The 20484-nt window shown below is 60.5% G+C and carries 20 protein-coding genes; 10 read left to right on the plus strand and 10 right to left on the minus strand.

All coding sequences use genetic code 11. The features are described from left to right. Window positions 1–35 precede the first annotated feature (35 nt). The 3 genes from AC1ROI_RS28735 to fae are packed head-to-tail and all read right to left on the minus strand — an operon-like array spanning window position 36 to window position 3023. Window positions 36–1469, minus strand: coding sequence for an NAD-dependent succinate-semialdehyde dehydrogenase (locus tag AC1ROI_RS28735; RefSeq protein WP_083376476.1), 1434 nt, complete (start codon window positions 1467–1469; stop codon window positions 36–38). Continuing rightward, window positions 1466–2500: an aldo/keto reductase gene (locus tag AC1ROI_RS28740; protein ID WP_083376475.1), complete on the minus strand. Its 1035-nt coding sequence runs from the start codon at window positions 2498–2500 to the stop codon at window positions 1466–1468. The genes AC1ROI_RS28735 and AC1ROI_RS28740 overlap by 4 nt, the downstream gene beginning before the upstream one ends. A 10-nt stretch (window positions 2501–2510) precedes the next feature. Next, the gene (gene fae, locus AC1ROI_RS28745; RefSeq protein ID WP_010455319.1) at window positions 2511–3023 is read right to left on the minus strand and encodes a formaldehyde-activating enzyme; all 513 of its coding nucleotides are present in this window, start codon (window positions 3021–3023) and stop codon (window positions 2511–2513) included. A 292-nt stretch (window positions 3024–3315) separates the two neighbouring features. Here fae and AC1ROI_RS28750 point away from each other — a divergent pair, with 292 nt between their 5' ends. Then, complete coding sequence (locus tag AC1ROI_RS28750) at window positions 3316–4257, plus strand: class I SAM-dependent methyltransferase (RefSeq protein ID WP_102594455.1); 942 nt, start codon at window positions 3316–3318, stop codon at window positions 4255–4257. 148 nt (window positions 4258–4405) lie between these two features. On the opposite strand, the gene AC1ROI_RS28755 is transcribed toward AC1ROI_RS28750, so the two are convergent. Then, the gene (locus AC1ROI_RS28755) at window positions 4406–5179 is read right to left on the minus strand and encodes a helix-turn-helix transcriptional regulator (protein WP_102594457.1); all 774 of its coding nucleotides are present in this window, start codon (window positions 5177–5179) and stop codon (window positions 4406–4408) included. Window positions 5180–5290: 111 nt separating this feature from the next. Here AC1ROI_RS28755 and AC1ROI_RS28760 point away from each other — a divergent pair, with 111 nt between their 5' ends. Next, a complete protein-coding gene (locus tag AC1ROI_RS28760) occupies window positions 5291–6394 on the plus strand; it encodes an extracellular solute-binding protein (RefSeq protein ID WP_102594458.1) in 1104 nt (367 codons plus the stop codon). Between the two features lie 65 nt (window positions 6395–6459). After that, the gene (locus tag AC1ROI_RS28765) at window positions 6460–7587 is read left to right on the plus strand and encodes a DmpA family aminopeptidase (protein ID WP_102594459.1); all 1128 of its coding nucleotides are present in this window, start codon (window positions 6460–6462) and stop codon (window positions 7585–7587) included. Window positions 7588–7635: 48 nt separating this feature from the next. On the opposite strand, the gene AC1ROI_RS28770 is transcribed toward AC1ROI_RS28765, so the two are convergent. Next, complete coding sequence (locus AC1ROI_RS28770; RefSeq protein WP_010455330.1) at window positions 7636–8088, minus strand: cupin domain-containing protein; 453 nt, start codon at window positions 8086–8088, stop codon at window positions 7636–7638. A 145-nt stretch (window positions 8089–8233) separates the two neighbouring features. Beyond that, the gene (locus AC1ROI_RS28775) at window positions 8234–8683 is read right to left on the minus strand and encodes a winged helix-turn-helix transcriptional regulator (protein ID WP_010455332.1); all 450 of its coding nucleotides are present in this window, start codon (window positions 8681–8683) and stop codon (window positions 8234–8236) included. A 206-nt stretch (window positions 8684–8889) separates the two neighbouring features. On the opposite strand from AC1ROI_RS28775, the gene AC1ROI_RS28780 reads away from it, so the two are divergent. The 5 genes from AC1ROI_RS28780 (at window position 8890) to msrA (ending at window position 12504) form a co-directional block, all read left to right on the plus strand. After that, on the plus strand, window positions 8890–9672 hold the full coding sequence (locus AC1ROI_RS28780) for an SDR family NAD(P)-dependent oxidoreductase (protein WP_102594460.1): 783 nt from the start codon (window positions 8890–8892) through the stop codon (window positions 9670–9672). A gap of 171 nt (window positions 9673–9843) precedes the next feature. Then, entirely contained in the window at window positions 9844–10263 is a 420-nt protein-coding gene (locus tag AC1ROI_RS28785) for an organic hydroperoxide resistance protein (protein ID WP_010455335.1), read from the plus strand. A gap of 549 nt (window positions 10264–10812) precedes the next feature. Further along, on the plus strand, window positions 10813–11265 hold the full coding sequence (locus AC1ROI_RS28790) for an Ohr family peroxiredoxin (RefSeq protein WP_077749454.1): 453 nt from the start codon (window positions 10813–10815) through the stop codon (window positions 11263–11265). Between the two features lie 109 nt (window positions 11266–11374). Beyond that, window positions 11375–11827 (plus strand): Ohr family peroxiredoxin, encoded by a 453-nt coding sequence (locus AC1ROI_RS28795; protein ID WP_083376469.1) that lies wholly within the window; start codon window positions 11375–11377, stop codon window positions 11825–11827. A 170-nt stretch (window positions 11828–11997) separates the two neighbouring features. Next, on the plus strand, window positions 11998–12504 hold the full coding sequence (msrA, locus tag AC1ROI_RS28800; RefSeq protein WP_010455339.1) for a peptide-methionine (S)-S-oxide reductase MsrA: 507 nt from the start codon (window positions 11998–12000) through the stop codon (window positions 12502–12504). 152 nt (window positions 12505–12656) lie between these two features. On the opposite strand, the gene ptrR is transcribed toward msrA, so the two are convergent. Next, the gene (gene ptrR / locus AC1ROI_RS28805; protein ID WP_010455340.1) at window positions 12657–13535 is read right to left on the minus strand and encodes a putrescine utilization regulator PtrR; all 879 of its coding nucleotides are present in this window, start codon (window positions 13533–13535) and stop codon (window positions 12657–12659) included. 101 nt (window positions 13536–13636) lie between these two features. Here ptrR and AC1ROI_RS28810 point away from each other — a divergent pair, with 101 nt between their 5' ends. Continuing rightward, window positions 13637–15028: an aldehyde dehydrogenase family protein gene (locus AC1ROI_RS28810; RefSeq protein WP_083376468.1), complete on the plus strand. Its 1392-nt coding sequence runs from the start codon at window positions 13637–13639 to the stop codon at window positions 15026–15028. Window positions 15029–15103: 75 nt separating this feature from the next. Here the strand turns inward: AC1ROI_RS28810 and AC1ROI_RS28815 are convergent, their stop codons facing one another. Together AC1ROI_RS28815 and AC1ROI_RS28820 are read right to left on the minus strand one after the other, a co-directional pair. Then, window positions 15104–16048 (minus strand): aldo/keto reductase, encoded by a 945-nt coding sequence (locus AC1ROI_RS28815; RefSeq protein WP_083376467.1) that lies wholly within the window; start codon window positions 16046–16048, stop codon window positions 15104–15106. Further along, on the minus strand, window positions 16035–17321 hold the full coding sequence (locus tag AC1ROI_RS28820) for an NTP/NDP exchange transporter (RefSeq protein WP_102594461.1): 1287 nt from the start codon (window positions 17319–17321) through the stop codon (window positions 16035–16037). The genes AC1ROI_RS28815 and AC1ROI_RS28820 overlap by 14 nt, the downstream gene beginning before the upstream one ends. A gap of 100 nt (window positions 17322–17421) precedes the next feature. On the opposite strand from AC1ROI_RS28820, the gene AC1ROI_RS28825 reads away from it, so the two are divergent. Further along, entirely contained in the window at window positions 17422–18210 is a 789-nt protein-coding gene (locus AC1ROI_RS28825; RefSeq protein ID WP_102594462.1) for an alpha/beta hydrolase, read from the plus strand. Between the two features lie 45 nt (window positions 18211–18255). Here AC1ROI_RS28825 and treS read toward each other — a convergent pair whose 3' ends face one another. After that, entirely contained in the window at window positions 18256–20322 is a 2067-nt protein-coding gene (gene treS, locus AC1ROI_RS28830; RefSeq protein ID WP_083376456.1) for a maltose alpha-D-glucosyltransferase, read from the minus strand. Window positions 20323–20484: the final 162 nt, after the last annotated feature.

Here is a 20484-nt window from a genome sequence, read left to right on the forward strand (position 1 = left end):
CGCGAGCCCGCTCGCGCCCACAGGAGTTTGAGACCTTAAAGGCCACCCATCAGCAGGTATTTGATTTCCAGGTAGTCATCCAGACCGTACTTCGAACCCTCACGCCCCAGGCCCGATTCCTTGATGCCACCGAACGGCGCCACTTCCGTGGAAATGATCCCTTCGTTGATTCCGACCATGCCGGCTTCCAGGCCTTCGGCCATGCGCCAGACGCGGCCGATATCGCGGCTGTAGAAATAAGCCGACAAGCCGTAGGGCGTGTCGTTGGCCTTTTGCAGCACTTCGGCTTCGTCCTTGAAGCGGAAGCACGCCGCCACCGGCCCGAAGGTCTCGTCCTGGGCGATGAGCATGTCGCTGTTGGCTTCGGCGAGGATGGTCGGCTCATAAAATGTGCCTCCGAGCGCGTGGCGACGGCCACCGCACAACAGCTGGGCGCCCTTCTCCAAGGCATCGCCGACATGCAGTTCGACCTTCGCCAGCGCCGCAGCGTTGATCAACGGACCTTGTTCGGTTTCACCATCCAGTGCGCTGCCAACGCGCATGGCCGCCACGGCTTCGGCGAGTTTGCCGGTGAAGGCTTCGTACACGCCGTCCTGAATGAAGAAGCGGTTCACGCAGACGCAGGTTTGCCCGGTGTTGCGAAATTTCGAGGCCATGGCGCCTTTCACGGCCGCGTTCAGGTCGGCGTCGTCGAAGACAATGAACGGCGCGTTGCCACCCAGTTCCAGAGAGACTTTTTTCAGGGTGTCGGCGGCCTGGCGCATCAGCAGTTTGCCGGTGCGGGTGGAGCCGGTGAAGGACAGCTTGCGCACAATGCCGGAGGCTTGCAGTGCCCCGCCAATCGCGACCGCGTCACCAGAAACAACGTTAAACACACCGGCCGGTATGCCCGCCTGCTCGGCCAATACGGCCAGGGCAAACGCCGACAAAGGCGTTTCTTCCGAGGGCTTGAGAATCATCGTGCAACCCGCCGCCAATGCTGGGCCGACTTTGCGGGTGACCATGGCCAGCGGGAAATTCCACGGGGTGATTGCCGCGACCACGCCAATGGCTTCCTTGACCACGATGATCCGCGCGTCTGCCTTGTGGCTCGGTATAACGTCGCCATAGGCGCGCTTGGCTTCTTCAGCGAACCACTCCAGAAAGCTTGCGGCGTAGACGACTTCGCCCATGGCTTCAGCCAGCGGTTTGCCCTGTTCGCGACTGAGCAACGTGGCCAGGTCCTTCTGGTTGCTCAACATCAACTCGCTCCAGCGCTTGAGCTTCTGGCTGCGCTCCTTGGCGGTCAATTTGCGCCAGGCAGGCAAGGCACGATTGGCGGCGTCGATGGCCAGGCAAGTTTCCTCTGCTCCGGCTTTTTGTACGTCGGTGATTAACTCCCCGTTCGCCGGGTTGAAAACCGGGTAAGTCGGACCATCGCTGGACCACTGGCCGTCGATGTAATTGCCGTTACGGATCAGTGCGCTCATGCCACAGCCTCGGTCAGATTGAAGCGTTCCAGACCTGGACGGGCCGAACGCAAGATGCGCTTGCCGGCGGTGTAATCGTTGATCACGTCGCACGGGGTGTAGTTGCGTTCCAGTTCCTGCAGTTCTTCGGCGTCAAGCCTGGTCTCCAACGCCGCCAGGGCACTGTCGAACTGTTCAGTGGTGTCGGCGCCCACGAGCATGCAATCCACGCCCGGATGGTTGGCGACCCAGGCCTGCGCGATCTGGGCGTTGGATACACCACGAGCACGGGCCACACGTTGTACCGAATGCGCGATCTGGAACGAGGCTTCGTCGCTGTACATCTGTTGGGTAAAGAAGTCGGTCTGGTTGCGGGTCGATTGCACATCACCGGTCAACAACCCGCGAGCCAAAGGACTGAACACCGAGACGCCCAGGCCCTGATCGCGGCAGAACGGAATCATCTCGCGCTCTTCTTCGCGGTAAGCGCAATTGAGCTGCAGCTGCATGTTGATCGGCTTGACCCAACCATTGCGCTCGCAAGCCATGAGGATCTTTGCAAGTTGCCCGGTAAGCATGGTCGACACGCCGATGTAGCGGGCCTTGCCGGAACGCACGATGTCGTTCATGGCGCTCATGGTTTCTTCGACCGGGGTGTTCACATCGAAGTAATGCAGCATGAATACATCGACGTAATCCATGTTCAGACGCTTTAACGAGGCATCGATGCTGTCCATGATGTGCTTACGCGAATGACCGCTGGCGTTGATCCCGGTGCGGGTGCCGTAACCGACTTTGGTGGTGATCACCAGGTCTTCGCGACGGGCCAGGCGCTTGACGATACGCCCGACCACTTCCTCGCCGACACCGGCAGAATAGAAGTCGGCGAGGTCAATGAAATTCACGCCGTTGTCCAGCGCGTGCGCAACGATCGGCTCGCTTTTCTTCTCATCGAAGATCCACGGTTTCCAATCCGGGGTGCCCATGTTCATAGTGCCCAGGCACAGGCGGGAGACTTGCAGGCCAGAGTGGCCCAGACGAATGTATTGCATGGCGCGGACCTCAGGCTTTTGGCGTGTAGAAAGGGTTGCTGATGTGATTGACCACGTCCGCCAGTTGCGCGGTTTCCGGCTTGCCGGTCAGCGCGGCACGGATCGCCGTGCGGCAGGCGTTATAGTTGTTCAGGTAGACCGCATCCAGGTCATCACAGGCCGGGTTGACCCAGTTCGCGGTGACGATCGCCCACTCGTTTTCGGCCTCCGGTGGCAAGGTGCCGTCGAGCAGTGCTTCCAATACGGCCTTGGCAATCCCGGCCTGCGATGCACCCCATGTGGCGTTACCGTGCAAGTCGCTGTTGATCGCGGCTTTGTTGACGTAGAGGGTCATCGGTTTGACCGGAATATTGGGCTGCGCGATGACCATGAAGGGGCAATGTCCCTGGCTTGGCGACGCTAGGCTGTTGGCAAACGCCTGCCCCGCCGGCCCGTTGCGCGGACCGATCAGAATGTTGATGTGCGCGGCGTTGACGCCCGGACCTTCGAAACCTTCACCGATGTACAGATCGAGTTCTTTCATGGGGTTATTTACTCTTCAGAGATAGAGGTTGAGCACAGATGCACGCCGACCGTCGCGGCCGCGTGACAACAGGCGGGAATTGAAGAGCGCAGGACGTGACAATGAGGATGAGTCATGGGGGCAAACGCTCTTTTTGTTGTTGATGAGCTGTGTTTGCGATTTTTTAACACTGGCAGGTTGAGCGGCCGTAACCATTAAAAGTCATGAGGGCATGAGGTTTGGTAATACCCGGCAGAACTGCGGCGCAATTGTGTTTAAAATGCCGCCCCCACCCATTGCTGGCCCCTGCCCGATGAACGCTGACGCTCTCTCCCCCCTTCACGACCATTTGCTGACCGCCCTGGCCGATGCTCCCGCGGAAACCCGCCGGCTGTTCCATGGTCGGGGCCGGTGCTGGCCCGGGCTGGAGCAATTGACCGTCGACTGGCTGCAAGGGGTGGTGCTGGTGTCGCTGTTCAAGGAGCCTGAAGCGGCGCAGCTGGAAGATTTGAAGCGGTTGCTGATGACGGTCACGGAATCGGCGCAGTGGCAACAATCAGGGGCGCACACCCTGTTGCTGCAACACCGCTACCTGCTGCAAAGCACCACCGAATGGCTGCTTGGGGAAGCGATCGAGGAATTGATCATCACCGAGGGTGGCCTGCGTTATCGGGTGGACCTGGGCCGCAAGCAGAACACCGGGTTGTTCCTCGACATGCGCTACGGCCGCGACTGGGTGCGGGCCAATGCCGCAGGCAAGCGCGTGTTGAATCTGTTCGCCTACACCTGCGGCTTTTCGGTCGCCGCCATCGAGGGAGGCGCCGAACACGTGGTCAACCTGGACATGTCGAGCCCGGCGCTGAACCGTGGTCGCGACAACCATCGGCTCAATGGCCATGACATGAGCAAGGTGAGTTTTCTCGGCCACGACTTGTTCAAGTCCTGGGGCAAGGTGATCGGCAAGGGCCCTTACGACCTGGTCATCATCGATCCACCGTCCTTTCAGAAAGGCAGTTTCCTGCTGACCAAGGATTACCAGCGCGTGCTGCGTCGGCTGCCGGAGTTACTCAGCCCCGAAGGGACGGTGCTGGCGTGCATGAACGATCCGGCGTTCGGCGCGGACTTCCTGATCGATGGCGTGATGCGTGAAGCGCCGGGCTTGCGGTTCGAGCGGCGGCTGGAGAATCCGCCGGAGTTTCCGGATGCTGATGTTGAATGCGGATTGAAGGCGTTGGTGTTCACACTGAAGGACTGAGTGCTGCTGACTGTGGGAGCGACGGTACGACGATTCGACTTGCTCGCGATGGCGGTGGGTCAGTCGATATCTGTGTTGAATAATAAATCGCTATCGCGAGCAGGCTCGCTCCCACAGGGGGGGGGCTGGTGTGAGGCTACTGCTTGGGTCAGCGCGGCTGCAACACCAGCGCAAACAGCTCGCCGTGACCGTTCACATTGAGTTTGTGATAGAGGTTGCGTCGATGCACTTTCACCGTCTCCGGCGAGATGCCCATTTGCTGGGCAATGGCTTTGCTGGAGAAGCCTTGGAGAATCAGTCGAGCCGTTTCGACTTCGCGTACTGACAATCGCGCATCGAAGCGATCCAGCAAGGTGGCCAGATCGCCGGCCACGGCCTCGGCAGTCGTACCTTGCGGCGGCATCAATTGCTGGTGCCGGCGCATGGCGGACAGCACCCAATCGCGCACGCACAGCAACCGCCCTTGCTCTTCAAGCGTGAACCGCGTCGAGCGACCCAGCGATAAGCCGAGCACGGCGCCGTCGATGTTGACCATGAACTGCAACTCGTCACCGCCGACCACCGAGCGGAAGTAGCTCAGGTAATACTCGCTCTGCTGAAACTGGTCGGGAGCCACCGAGTCGAGGCTGTGCAGGCCATCGGCAATGCCCGCGCAAGCCGCTTGGTAAAACGGATCGAGCAGGTACATGCCGGCGCTGTAGTCCGCCAGTTCTTCGTGTTCGGTGGCACCACCTTTTGAGTCGAAGTCGATCAGCAAACGGGGCACTCGCCCCTCCCGCATCACCGCGACCAGTGCGTTGTCCAGCGGCACCAGCAGCCGCAGCGTGTCGACCAGCGCGCGCCAGAAACCGTCCTGACCCAACGCGTCAAATACCCGCGCCAGCCCTTGGTGCACCGGCAACTCTTTCAACAACGCGTCCACGCACTACCCCTTTCGAGTAACCCATGATGGGAATGGGTGTGTACCCCGCCTGCCGATACGCTGCAAGCACCTGTTCATCACCGGCCTGCAGCAGGCCAGGAGTGCCGCATCATGAGTCGTCGCCGTCAACAGATCAATCTTGGACTGAGCGCCTGTATGTGCGTTTCGCTGTCGGCGGTCGCTGCCGAGGGGCCTACGGTTCATGTCTACAACTGGTATGACTACATCGGCCCCACCACCCTGCACGACTTCAAGCGCGACACCGGAATCGAGCCGGTTTACGACACCTTCGACAGTGCCGAAGTGCTGGAAGGCAAACTGCTCACCAGCCGCAGCGGGTACGACGTGGTGGTGGCGAGTAACTTCAGCCTGCCGACCCTGATCAAGGCCGGCGCCCTGGCACCACTGCCTCGCGAACAGATGCCGGATTTCAAGAACATGGACACCGAGCTGCTGGCGAAACTGGCCAACAACGATCCGGGCAACCAGTACGCCGTGCCGTACCTGTGGGGCACCAACGGCATCGGCTACAACATCGACAAGGTCCGTGCCGCACTGGGTGACAAGGCGCCGGTGGATTCCTGGGACCTGGTGTTCAACGAAGAGAACCTGGCCAAACTCGGCCAGTGCGGGGTGGCGATGCTCGACTCGCCGTCGGAGATGTTGCCGGTCGCCCTGCACTACCTGGGCTTGCCGCCGAACAGCACTAGCCCCGAGGACTACAAAAAGGCCGAAGCACTGCTGCTCAAGTTGCGTCCGCACATCGCCTACTTCAACTCGTCGAAGTTCATCAGCGACCTGGCCAACGGCAACATTTGTGTGGCGGTGGGCTGGTCCGGCGCGATGCTCGAAGCCAAGACCAACGCCGAGCAGGCCAAGAATGGCGTGAAGATCGCTTATAGCCTGCCGAAGGAAGGTGCGCCGGTCTGGTTCGACACGCTGGTGTTGCTCAAGGACGCACCGCATCCAGAGCAAGGCCTGGCCTTCATCGACTACCTCATGCGCCCCGAAGTCATCGCCCCGGTCAGCGATCACCTGTCCTACCCCAACGGCAACCGCAGCGCGACACCGCTGGTGGCTGAATCGACCCGCAACAACCCCGCTGTTTATCCGTCGGCCGAAGCACTGGCGACATTGTTCACCCTTCAACCATTGCCGCCGGCCATCGAGCGGGTGCGCACACGGATCTGGAGCAAGGTGAAGAACGGGCAGTAATTCAGGCTGCTACAGGGATCGCATCAGCCACGCATTTTTTGAATAAATTGAAGATGAGAGAACCGATGAAACCACGTGCCCGCGACTTGAACATCCAGTTCGGCCAGCTGCAAACCGGCCCCCTCAACGCCATCACCGATGTGCCCGGCGTGCGCGTCGGCCACAGCGATGTCCGCGGACGGACCGCCAATGGCCGCGACATCTGCACCGGCGTGACCCTGATAGAACCGCGTGCCGGGTCCACCAATCAGCAACCGTGTTTTGCCGGCGTCCATGTGCTCAACGGCAACGGTGACGCCACGGGTCTTGAGTGGATTCGTGAAGCCGGCTTGCTGACCAGCCCGATCGCCTTCACCAACACCCACAGCCTGGGCGTGGTGCGTGATGCGCTGATTGCCCTGGATCGTCAGGCTCAGCCCGATGACGGACGACTTTACTGGAACATGCCGGTGGTGCTGGAGACCTTCGACGGCCTGCTCAGCGACATCAACGGTTTTCATGTGAAGCCTGAACATGTGGCCGAGGCCCAGCGCAATGCCGTCGGCGGAGCGGTCACGGAAGGCGCGGTGGGCGGTGGCAGCGGGATGATCTGTCACGAATTCAAGGGGGGCATCGGCACGTCTTCGCGCCAATTGAGCAAGGCGCAGGGAGGCTGGACCGTCGGTGCGATCGTCCAGGCCAACCATGGCATTCGCAATGAACTGCGCGTCGACGGTTACCCGGTCGGTCGCTATATGGAACAGGTTGACTCACCGTTCCTCAGGGCATCGCTGCCTTATCCGGGCATGGGCTCGATCGTCGTTTGCCTGGCCACCGATGCGCCGCTGCTGCCGCATCAATGCACGCGCCTCGCACAGCGCGCCAGCCTCGGGCTTGCCCGTACTGGCGGCGGCAACGAAGACCACAGCGGCGACATTTTCATCGCCTTCGCCACCGGCAACCAACACGTGCCACCGGCCGCTTATGAAGGCAAAGGTGCCCCCACCTGCAACAACCTGAGCATGGTCAACAACGACCACATCAGTGAGTTGTTTTTGGCCGCGACTGAAGCGGTGGAGGAAGCGATCATCAACGCCGTGCTGGCGGCTGAAACGACGGAAGGTAACGGCCACACCGTGCCGGGGCTGGACGCGAAAACACTGCTCAAGGCCTTGCGTCAGGCGGGTTGGCCGGGGGAAACAGTCGGGATCTGAATACGCTTTAACGAAGACGCCCGATGCAGTGCATCGGGCGGCTATCGCTTATTTTTCCAGGATCAACAGCGGCGTGTCTTTTTTCACCAGGTACGTCGCCAGCTCCGAAGCTTTGCCGTCACCGACGTTCTTCGCGACATGCGCAGTGCCTGCGGGGATGTACAAGGAGTCACCGGCCTTGAGCGTGACGGGCGCCCGCCCTTCGAGTTGATACTCAAACGTGCCCGAGATGACGTAGGCGACCTCCACCCCAGGATGAGAATGCTTGGGGGAAGTGACGCCCGGGTCGAAATCGACACGCACCTGAATCACCTCACCCTTGGAAATATCGAGGTCCTGGCGCACCAGGTCCGTGCGGTGCAGGCCTGTCTGCCAGCTTTTTGCCGGAGTGGCTTGCGCCGGCGCTTTGGCTTCTTCAGCCGCGAAAGCGTTGAGTGATACGGCGGCAGCCAGGGCGATGCCGAGCAGGCCTGCGGTGTGACGGGAGTTGATACGGGACATCGCAATTCTCCAATGAATGCCGCGGTTGCGGTGGCTTCATTACGAGGTCGCGGTGTATCGCGCAAGTGTCGAGAACAGCATGGTTTTGTATGCCCAGGTAACTACCGGCGCCGGGGATACGTTCGGATACAACCGCAGATGCGCGTCAGTGCGCAACGCCGAATCTGGTCACGATGTCTTCTGGCTTGAGCTGTCGCCCATCCATTGAAACCAACTGCAATTTCTGGATTGGCTGACGATCCTGTGCGTCGACCATGACCGATCCCGCTTCGCCGGGTTCGTACAAAAACTCGTTGCCCCACTGCGACAAGGCAATCAGGACGGTTTGCAAGGCCCTGCCCTTTTCAGTCAGCACGTACTCCTTGTAGATGCTTCCATCAGCCGCCGGCTCCATGCGCATCACACCTTCTGCCACCAGGCCTTTGAGGCGGGTGCTCAGAATGTTTTTCGCGACATTCAGGCTTTTCTGAAAATCGCTGAAGCGTTTTGTGCCTGAGAGCGCATCACGAATGATCAGCAAGGACCACCAATCGCCAATGAGGTCCAGGGATCGAGCGACCGGACACGGACTGCCCTGCAAGCTTTTGCGCTTCACGTAAACGAACCTCCACCAAAAGGGTGCCAACGCTGACGATAATTTGGTCAGATGGCAGGTGGTTGCATAATACAACCCATGCTGGTAAAAATCACTTCCATTGGTTTCATAATGAAACCGACAACCCGATTTCGAGTGATTCCCTGTGCCAGACGCACAGTGATTTCGCCCTCAATGGTTGCATGATAAAACCGTAGGAGATTCCCATGAAACTGGCTGGAAAAACTGCATTCATCACCGGCGGCAACAGCGGCCTGGGCCTGGCCACCGCCAGACTGTTTATCGCTGAAGGCGCAAAAGTGGCGATCACCGGTCGCAGTCAAAAAACCCTGGATGAAGCCCGGGAGGCGCTGGGGCCAAACCTGCTGGCGATCCAGGCGGACCTGACCGACGTGAAAGAGATCGAGCGCGCCGTATCAGAAGCCGTCGCAGCATTCGGCAAGCTGGACATCGTGTTCGCCAATGCCGGTATCGCCGGACAGACCCCGGTTGGCGGCACGTCGCTGGAAACCTTCCAGACCATTATCCAGACCAACCTCACCGGCACTTTTTTCACCGTACAGGCAGCCGAACCGCACCTCAATCCGGGGGCTTCGATCATTTTGAACGGGTCGGTGCACGCTGTGATGGGATGGCCGGGTTACAGCGCCTACGCAGCAAGCAAGGGCGCCGTTCGTTCCATGACACGGGTGATGGCCGCAGAATTTGCGCCGCGCGGCATTCGCGTCAACCAGATTACCCCCGGAGCTGCACGCACACCGGTCTGGAACCCCCACACGGTGAAAGTGGGAATGGATGCGCTGGAGGAAAAACTGAACACCACGATCCCGCTCGGTCGCATTGGCGAAGCGGAAGAAGTGGCCACCGTCGCCTTGTTCCTCGCCTCCAGCGACTCTTCGAATGTCGTCGGTGCGGAGATTGTCGTCGACGGCGGTGCAACCAGTTCGCCATTGGGCGCACCGGCTCACCGAAAAAACTGGCAGGCGTAACGGGTTTGTATCGGCGTGTATGTTCGCTGACGATCTTACACAGCGATACACAACCAGCGGATCAGGACACATAGGCACTACATAAAGGTGGAAAAGTGGGGGCTTCTCCCGTTCGTCCGTAACGCGGCGACATAAACGGTGAGGCCCCCAACCCTTTAGCAGGAACCCGTCATGATCAATGAAATCGACACCGTGCTGTATACCGGAAAGACCCACACCACTGGCGGCCGCGACGGCGAATCGAAGAGTTCGGATGGACGTCTGGACATCAAGCTTTCCCCGCCAGGCTCTTCAGGGGCTGGGACCAATCCCGAACAGCTATTGGCTGCAGGCTGGTCGGCCTGTTTCATCGGCGCGATCGGTAAAGCGGCTGCCGCGCTGAAGGTGACCTTGCCGAGCGGTGTCGCCGTTGATGCCGAAGTGGATCTGGGCAAGACCGACAACGCCTTTTTCCTCCAGGCACGCCTCAATGTCAGCCTTCCTGGTCTCGATCCTGTTGTCGCACGGGCGTTAGTCGATGCCGCCCATCAAACCTGCCCGTACTCCAAAGCGACCCGTGGCAACATCGACGTCACGCTTAATCTGGTTTAAACCGGGCCCATAATGCGGCCTGCCATCCCGGCAGGCTGTACCGAGTTTTTCCCTATAGCATTTATCCATCCTGCCGCCGTTGATCAAGGACGAAATCGGTCTAAAAAGTCCGGTTTGCGTTTCGCAGCCTTTGCTATTCTAAAACCTGTAGGTGAAGACGCAGACTGATGCGCAAGAGGATAGCGAGGAAGCGTGGGGCGCGCTCCTAAGGGTACACGGTTAGAAAGATTCTCCGAGTTGAGATCCAGCCCTTATGCCGTGTGAAGCAGGACAGCACAAAACTGTTCTGTCAGAAGCCTGATAAACCTTGTAAGCCAGAGACCAGCGCTGGCCACCTACTCTATTTCGAAGCCCGCCTTGTGCGGGCTTTTTCGTTGTGTGCAGGACCGGCAGCCAATGCCACTTCCCCTCAATCCAACCGTTCGTCGCCAAGCAGGCCTTTCCCCTATTGACTTCAATTGGCGACTGCGGGAATATTATTTCAGTCGCATACGATACAAACGTATACGCCATACAAACAAACCTAGTACACCTTTGAGGATTCATCCCATGAGCAAGATCGAAAAAGTCCTGGCCTCCGGCAAAACCCACACCACCATGAGCAGCACCGGTACCACTTCGCGCGGCCATAACGGCAGCCTCGACATCGTGCTTTCGTCACCTGGCAGCGACAAGCCCGTTCATGAATTCAAAGGCACTCAGCCACACCCGAAAGCCGAGCAACTGTTTGCCGGTGCCTGGTCGGCCTGCTACATCGCCGCCGTCGGTCTGGCTGCCAAACAGCGCAACGTTGAGCTTCCCTCCGATGTGTCCGTCGATATCGAAGTCGACCTTGGCCAGACCGGCGACGCTTACTTCCTCCAGGCACGCCTGACGCTGCGCGCTCCAGGTCTGGATCAGGCCGTCGCGACAGAAATCGCCCACGCCGCAGACCAGATCTGCCCGTACTCCAAAGCAACACGCGGCAACATTGACGTGGCCCTGAACGTAGTCACGGCCTGATACACAGCGACGCTTTGACATCATTTGGCTTTCAAGAAACATCATACATATCGCATGCGACTAAAGCGCATACGAAAACAAACTCATTAAAACATTCAGGTAATCATCCATGAGCAAGATCGAAAAAGTACTGGCCACCGGCAAAACCCACACCACCGCCAGCAGCACCGGTAACACCTCGCGCGGCCACAACGGCAGCCTCGACATTGCCCTCTCGTCGCCCGGCAACACCCAGCCTGCGCACGTGTTCGCCGCCACCCAGCCGCACCCGGCCGCCGAGCAATTGTTCGCCGGCGCATGGTCGGCCTGCTACACCGCCGCTGTCGGGCTGGTGGCCAATGACCTGAACGTTGTGCTGCCGGCGGACATGTCTGTCGACATCGAAGTCGACGTCGGCCAGACCGGTGCGGATTACTTCCTTCAAGCTCGATTGACCCTGCGCGTGCCCGGCCTGGCGGACGACGTTGCAAAGACCCTGGCACACACCGCCGACCAGATCTGCCCGTACTCGAAGGCGACCCGTGGCAACATCGACGTGGACTTGAAAGTCCTCACGGCGTGATGCACCGCACGGCGGGTTCGACGTTACCCTGCACGTCGACCCGCCGGGAGGCAGCAACGAATTTCTCGGACGCGACCTGTCTGATGCAGAATGAGTTCACGCCACTGCAGACCTCCATCGAGCGCCTGCGCAACAACCTGATCACATCAATGAACACTGAGGAGTAAGCGATGACCACGCACACTGAAACCGCAATCCTGGCCGGCGGCTGCTTCTGGGGCATGCAGGATCTGATAAGGAAACAGAAAGGCGTGCTGTCGACTCGAGTCGGCTACTCCGGCGGCGACGTGCCCAATGCAACGTATCGCAACCACGGCACCCATGCCGAAGCAATCGAGATCGAGTTTGACCCGGCCATTACCAGCTACCGCCAGATCCTTGAGTTTTTCTTCCAGATTCACGATCCGTCGACCGCCAATCGTCAGGGTAACGACATCGGTCTCAGCTACCGTTCGGCGATTTTTTATCTGAATGAAGAACAGAAGGCAGTGGCCGAGGACACTGTGGCCGATGTGAATGCATCCGGTCTCTGGCCCGGCAAGGCGGTCACCGAAATCGCCCCCGCCGGCCCGTTCTGGGAGGCAGAGCCGGAGCATCAGGACTACCTCGAACGGCTGCCGACCGGTTACACCTGCCATTTCATTCGGCCGAACTGGAAACTGCCCAAGCGCGCATGACGCGGTACACCCTGGGTTCCGGCAGCGGCGTCCAGGCACCGTGGCATCAGGTATTGGCCTCGCAGGGCAGGCTAAACAGCACGCCGACCGACGTCAGTCTCAATACCCTTGTGGGAACGAGCTTGCTCCCGCAGGGTTTGCGTTTAACGGATTCAGGCGTCTTGCTGCACTACGCCGCGTTCTTCCAGCAAGCGCACAAACATGGTCAGGCTTTGCGACACCGTCCCTCTGCGCCACACCAGCCAGGTGCGCAAAAACCGGAAGGCTGGCGACAACGGCCAGACACTCACCGTGGTGCAGCCCGGCATGCTTTCGAGCATGCTGCGCGGCATCAGCGCCAGGCCGGCTCCGGCGCTGACGCAGGCCAGCATGCCGTGATAGGACTCCATTTCGAAGATTTTCCCGGGCACTGCCGAGTCCTTGGCGAACCAGCTTTCGAAGTGGTGACGGTAGGAGCAATTGGAGCGAAACGCATAGATGTTTTCGCCGTTGACCTCCCGCGCGCGGTGGATCGGGGCATGGTTGAGCGGCGCGATCAGCACCATTTCTTCCTCGAATGCCGGCACGCCTTCCAGTGCCGGGTGCAGCACCGGGCCGTCGACAAACGCAGCGGCCAGTCGGCCCGACAGCACACCGTCGATCATGGTCCCGGACGGTCCGGTGGACAGGTCCAGCTCGACCTTGGCGTGCTTCTGGTTATACGCGGCCAACAGCTCGGGGATGCGCACCGCCGCCGTGCTTTCCAGCGACCCTAGCGCAAAGGTGCCTTGGGGTTCTTCACCGGCCACCGTCGCCCGGGCCTCCTGCACCAAGTCGAGAATGCGCCGGGCGTAATCGAGAAAACTCCAGCCGGCGGGCGACAGGCGCAGACGGCTTTTCTCGCGGATAAACAGGTCCACGCCCAAGTCCTGCTCCAGTTGCTTGATCCGTGTCGTCAGGTTCGACGGCACTCGATGGATGTGTTGGGCAGCCACGCTGATGCTGCCGTGCTCGGCCACTGCTTTGAAAATTTCCAGCTGAACCAGATCCACAGTCATTCTCCAAACGTGAACGATATGCTCAGCATTATTCAGTTTCCAGAAAACTAACGCCACCGTAACCTGAGCGTATTCCCACCTAGCAGGACGGTGCCATGACCAACGTTTCCAGCCTCACCCACGCCATTTCGATCAACCCCGCCACCGGCGAGCAGATCGGCCACTACCCATTTGAATCCGCTTCGGCGCTGCAAGCCGCACTGTCCCGAGCCGCTGACGGATTCCGTGTCTGGCGCAGCACAGCGGTGGCGCAACGCTCACAGCTTTTGATCGCCCTGGCGCAAGCGTTACGCGGTAACGCCGCAGCGATGGCGAACATGATTACTCTGGAGATGGGCAAGCCGATTACCCAGGCCCGCGGTGAAATCGAAAAATGTGCCCAGCTCTGCGAGTGGTACGCCGAACACGGCCCGGCCATGCTGACCGCCGAGCCGACCCTGGTTGAAGGCGGCAAAGCACGCATCGAATATCGTCCGCTCGGCCCGATTCTCGCGGTGATGCCGTGGAATTTCCCGATCTGGCAGGTCCTGCGTGGCGCCGTACCCGCGCTGATCGCCGGCAACACCTACGTGCTCAAACATGCGCCAAACGTGATGGGCAGCGCTTACCTGCTGCAGGAAGCCTTCAAGCAAGCCGACTTCCCTGAAGGTGTGTTCGAGGTCATCAACGTCACGCCAGAGGGCGTCTCCACGGCGATCGCTGATCCTCGCATCGCAGCGGTGACCCTCACCGGCAGCGTGCGCGCCGGCATGGCCATCGGTGCGCAGGCCGGTGCAGCGTTGAAGAAATGCGTACTGGAACTGGGCGGTTCTGATCCTTTCATCGTGCTCGACGATGCCGACCTCGACGAAGCCGTCAAAGCCGCGGTGATTGGCCGTTATCAGAACACCGGGCAAGTCTGCGCGGCAGCCAAACGCTTGATCGTCGAACAAGGCATCGTCGAGGAATTCACGCGCAAGTTCGTCGAGGCCACGGGCAAACTGGTGGTCGGCGATCCACTGGCCGCCGACACTTACATCGGCCCGATGGCTCGCTTCGATCTGCGTGATGAACTGGATCAACAGGTGCGCGACACCCTGGAAGAAGGCGCGACATTGTTGCTGGGCGGCAAAAAGGCTGAAGGCCCGGGCAACTTCTACGAGCCTACGGTCTTCAAGGATGTCACCGACCAAATGACTTCGTTCAAGCAGGAACTGTTCGGCCCGGTCGCCTCGATCATCACCGCACGCGATGCCACCCATGCGCTGGAGCTCGCCAATGACAGCGAATTCGGACTCGCCGCGACGATCTACACCGGCAACGTCGAACGTGCCCAGCAGATGGCCGGCGAACTGGAAACCGGTGGCGTGTTCATCAATGGCTACTGCGCAAGCGACCCGCGCGTCACCTTCGGCGGCGTGAAGAAAAGCGGTTTTGGCCGCGAGCTGTCGCACTTCGGCGTGCGCGAGTTTTGCAATGCGCAGACGGTTTGGCTGGATCGCCGCTGATCACCTCCAGTGGCCCGGGAGTCTTTTCACGCCCGGGCCTCTGCGCTTTATTCGTTCAGAAAATAGACCTTGTCGTTAACCGACGATATCGATCAACTGCTCGCGCTGCGCACCGGTCAGCATCGGCCCGAAACCGGCGCCGGCGTTGTCCGCCATGTAGCGCGGGTTGCCGGTACCGGGAATCACGCAGGTCACCGCCGGATGCGACAGCAAGAACTTCAGCGCCATCTGCGGCCAACTGTTGACCCTCACGTCCGCCGCCCAGCGCGGCAAGGGTTTGTCCTTCAAGCGGCTGAGCAGGTTGCCGCCGCCGAACGGCCGATTGCAGATCACCGCCACGCCACGTTCGCGGCACAACGGCAGGATGCGCTTCTCGACGCCGCGGTCATCCAGCGCATAGTTGATCTGCAAGAAATCCAACGGCTCGGCCTTCAGCACCGCTTCCACCTCGTCATACGCCGACGCCGTGTAATGGGTGATGCCGATGTAGCGGATGCGCCCTTCTTCCTTCCATTTGCGCAAGGTCGGCAAATGGGTTTGCCAGTCCAGCAGGTTATGGATCTGCATCAGATCGATGCGATCGGTTTGCAGCAGTTTGAAGGACTGCTCCATCTGCGCGATGCCTTCTTCGCGGCCACGGGTCCAGACCTTGGTGGCCAGGAAAGCGGGCGAACGTGGCTCATGAATCGACAGCAACTCACCGGTCGTCTCTTCCGCCCGGCCGTACATCGGCGAGCTGTCGATTACCTTTCCGCCCTTCTCGAACAATGCGCGCAGAACGGCGGGCAACTGCTTGTAGGCGGGGCTCGAAGGCCCGACATCAAACCCGCGATAGGTGCCCAACCCGACAAGGGGCAATGGCTCGGAGCTGGAAGGAATGGCGCGGGTCAGCATGTTCTTGCCTCCTGTGTCCTTCGACGGCGTGGTTGCAGCGAAGGCCGGGCCGAAGGTGAAAACCGCCGAAGCACCGGCAGCCAGCGTGAGTATTTGGCGACGTGTGTATTCATCAGTGTGGCTCATGGAATGACCCTTCCACCTTTTTGCTTTCAACCTGTTTTTCCTGATGCCTGGCCAGCCACAGGCATAACCAGCCCCACAGCCCGGCAAACGGCACGATCACCAGCGCCACCAGACCAAAACCGGCGCCCAGTGCCGTCAGACCGACCGACAACCAGCCACTGGCGGCGTCTCCGCCGCGATACACCAGGGTTTCGATCACATTCTTGGCCTTGTACTTTTCCTCGCGGCTGACCACGGTCCACAACACTTCACGCGCCAGCCGCACGATGGCGAACTCGACCGCACGACGCAGCCCCTGCGCCAGGGCGACGGTAGCGGGCACGGGCGCCAGCGCCATGGCGCTAAACGCCACGATGGTCGCCAGCGGCAATGCCACCAGCGCCCCGCCGACACCGACCAGCCGAATCAACGGCGCCGTCAGCAGCAGTTGAAAGATCAAGGTCAGCGCCGACACGATCAAATCGACCACGGCGAAGAATTGCGTCCGGCTGGCCACATCAGCATAGCTACCCGCCACAATCCGTCCCTGCTCGAAATACAACAAGGTTGCGGCGCTGGTGTGCAGCAACATGAACAACACCAGTCCCAGCAGATAAGGCGAACGCGTAATCAACGTGATCCCGGCCAGCATGCTGCCGCCCATGCGCCGATCCTCCATCAAGCGGCTGCCGGACTGCGATTGGGTGCGCGAGAGCAGCGCCCGATAGCAGCGCACCGCGACTTCCAGCAGCAACGCCGCCGCGATGGTCAATGCCACCGGGCCCAAGCGCGTGGCCATGGTCGCGGCCAGCAACGGCCCGATGAACGTGCCCAGGGTGCCACCCGCGGCGATGAACCCGAATAACCGTCGCCCTTGTTCACTGGAAAACCGGTCGACCAGCACGCTCCAGAAAATGCTGACGATGAACAGGTTGTAGATGCTGATCCAGACGAAAAACACCCGCCCGACGGCCACCGGCGCAATGCGATTGGCGATCAACACACCAAACACCAGCATCGACGCGGCGATCACGCGATAGATCAACGGCACGAACCGCGTGGCCGGCAGCCGCGACGCCAGCGCTCCGAACACCGGCACCATCAGCAACATCACCACGAACGTCGCCGTGAACAGCCACTGCAATTTGTCGGCACCGCCCTCAAGGCCCAGGGCATCGCGCAACGGTCGCACCAGGTAATAACTGGCCAGCACGCAGAAATGGAACGCGAACCCCAGCATCAGGGCGGTTCTTTCGCCGGGCTGCACGTCGAGCCATTTTGCCGCGATGGGCATGGGCGCCCTCCTCTGTAGCCGGACTTGGTGTGCCCCACTACCGATGAACTAAACTCTGGCTCCGACCCAGTGGATTGGGTTTCTCAGCCCAGAGCCGTCAATGTCGCCCACTAAAGTTAGCCGAATGCCACGAACCCTGGTGTTAATCGTCGTCATCCCGGCCGCGTTGTACCTGGCGCTCTGTGCAGCGCTGTTCGTGTTTCAGCGCGCGCTCATCTACTTCCCGCAGCCCAGCGCCATCGAGACGCCCGAAACGCTGCTCAAGCTGACGGTGGACGATGTGGACGTGGCGGTGTCGATCAGGCCCCACGACGGGCCGAAGGCGTTAATCTATTTCGGCGGCAATGCCGAGGATGTTTCTCGCAACCTGCCAGGGTTCGCCCAGGCTTTTCCGGAGCATGCGATCTATCTGCTGCACTATCGAGGTTTCGGGGGAAGCTCCGGCTCGCCTTCGGAGGAGTCAATTCAGCGCGATGCCATGACCTTGTTTGACAAGGTCTACGATACTCATCCGCACATCGCCGTGGTCGGACGCAGCCTCGGTTCGGGGGTCGCCGTGCGCCTCGCCAGCCAGCGGCCGGCCTCGAGCCTGATCCTGATTACGCCCTACAACAGCCTGGAAGACCTCGCCGTGCGCCAGTTCCCGTGGTTTCCGGTGAAGTGGTTGCTGCAGGAGCGCTTTGAATCGTGGAAGTACGCGGCGCACATCACGATACCGACGTTGCTGATCGCGGCGGAGCACGATGAAGTCATACCGCGTTCAAGCACCGAGCTGCTCTACACGCATTTCGCCAAAGGCGTGGCCACGCTGCGAGTCGTACCGGGGGCGGGCCACAATTCCATTTCCGAAAGTCCCGAATACCTGAAATTACTTGGCGATGCGCTGTGAACAACGCCTGTCTATGGCCTTGTTCCCTGACGCCTGCCAACGCCCTCAAATCATCGGCGAAGTGCTCACGACGCGCAGTGCCAACCCTTCGTAGGCGTCCAGGGTAATGGTGAAATCACCCTCAGGCGTGAGATCACCTTCGACTCGCTCGTTGATGATGTCGACCACCGGGCCCGGCGCAATATTGGGCAGGTGCAAGGTTTCGGTGATCGGCGTCGAGCCGAAGTTCAGCGCAGTGATTTGCGTGCCTTTACCGGCCGGCAATTCGTGGACCATGACCAGCAGGCCCGGGTGCTGGACATCGGGAATCAGGATCTGCCGACTGGCGGCGATATCGTAAGCGCGGCGCGCGGCGAGGATCCTCTTGAGTTGCGAGACGAACGAATCGGAGTCCTTCAACTGGCTGGGCAGGCTGCCGTACAAAGTTTTCGGCCGTGGCATTTGCCCTGCGGACAGCGGTGCGTCCGGATTGAGGTCCACCAGGTCGTAGGCGCCACGATGAATCCAGCGCGTGTCGCCGTCACCCATCAAATGCTCAACCTGTTCCGCCGGCAACGGCAGCGCGCCGACCAGGTCCCAGCCGGACAGCGCAAACACGCCCGGTTGCATGGCGTTGTACATCACCAACAGCAAATGCACCTGGCGAATCTGTTGGATGTCCGCCTCGGTGATTGCGTCGAGATCACGAATCCCCAGCGCTGCCGTGATGATGCTGGCAGTGGTGCAAGACACGCCGTTGGTGACAAATTTCAGGTTGTAGGGCGCGTGCTCGCCCGCCAGACGTTCGTACATCTGCTCGCGAATGTGTTCACGCAGGATGTTGCCCGGGAAGCTCTGGCCCTGATAGAGGTAGGTGTCATGGGCGTGCAGCGTCCAGAAATGCACCAGCTCCAGGGTCAGTTCGTCGTGGTTTTGCAAGGCATGGATCAGCGACCCCGGGTCGATGCCGAGGGTGTGCATCTGCCGCAGCATCAAGCGCAGGAACTCGGTGTCGCCCATCAACAGCGCGTGCTGGTAGGCCGGTCGGGTGATGAAGTCATAGGAAAGGTCGGCGCCGCCGTGGGACATGTTGGCGATGTCGTCGACGGTCAGGTTGAGCTCCTGGAAACTGAAACCGCCGGCCTTGCGGATCGCCCCGGCCAGCAGCTGGTTACCGGTGATCGATAACGGGTGGCTTTCAGACCAGGCCGTACCGTCGAGCTTGCGCTCCACGCCGAGGAATCCGTTGGCGTCCAGGCGCAGGATTTTCGCGCCCATGACGTCAATGGCGTGCAGCGCATCGCCGATGATCATCTGCTGCGCGGCGAAGGTCGGGTCCAGCCAGTTCAGCGACGGCTGCCCTTCCTTGAAGTAATGCAGATAGACCCAGCGTCGCGGCTTGCCATCGACGCCGATCACGATTGGCGTCGCGCTCCAGTCGGTCTCCTTGACCCCGGGTTCGAAGAAAATCACCCGTTGCAACTGGCCGACGATGTAGTGCTTGTCCCGGAGCACGTCGACCTGCAGCGGACTGAGATTTTGCGCATCCCGGCCATCGGCGATGTCCGGCAGCAACGGCCAGTCCTCTTCGCGGATTTCGACCATGTGGTAGAGGCCCGGATAGTCTTCATAGGCCATCTCGGCCAGGCGGAAGTCTGCGCCTTTGCCGGTGTGCGAAGGGATCACGTCATCGATGATCACCGCATTGTGCGCGGCGGCCATGCGCACCAGCGCCTGGAGCTGCGCCTCGGTGCCCAGTTCCGGGTCGATCTCGAAACTGACGCGGTCAAAATTGCCGTCAATGGTCGGCGTGCGTTGGGTGCCTGTCAGGCCGCCCGACATTTTCAGCGGCCCGTTGTGAATGCCCTGGATGCCGATTTTCGACAGGGCATGCCATAAGGTTTCATCGCCCAGGGCTTCCAGCACGCTGCCGTCTTCGCGGGTGACGATGGACGCCGGGTAGGCGGTGAACCACACCGAGGCCAAGGCGGAAGCATCACGGGGCCGGGTATGGGCGTAAGGCTGTTGCCACAGTCGACCTTGCCCCGAATAGAGCTTGGCCCGCTGCCTGGCGGCATGCAGCATCGATTGTTCAACCAGCCAGGTCACATGGTTTTTGTCAGCCGCGGTCATAAAAGCAATCACCTGTTGTCGGGGAAAAAGTGCGCGTGGCCATCCCATGCGTACCTGCACCGATGGACCCGTCCTTTTCATATGAGGCCCTGGGCCGGCATTCGTTGCATCACGCGGTAACGATTCAGAATCCGCTTGCTGTTGCAAGTCATACCTGTGGGT

This window comes from Pseudomonas sp. GW823-FHT02C02 (assembly GCF_058797635.1).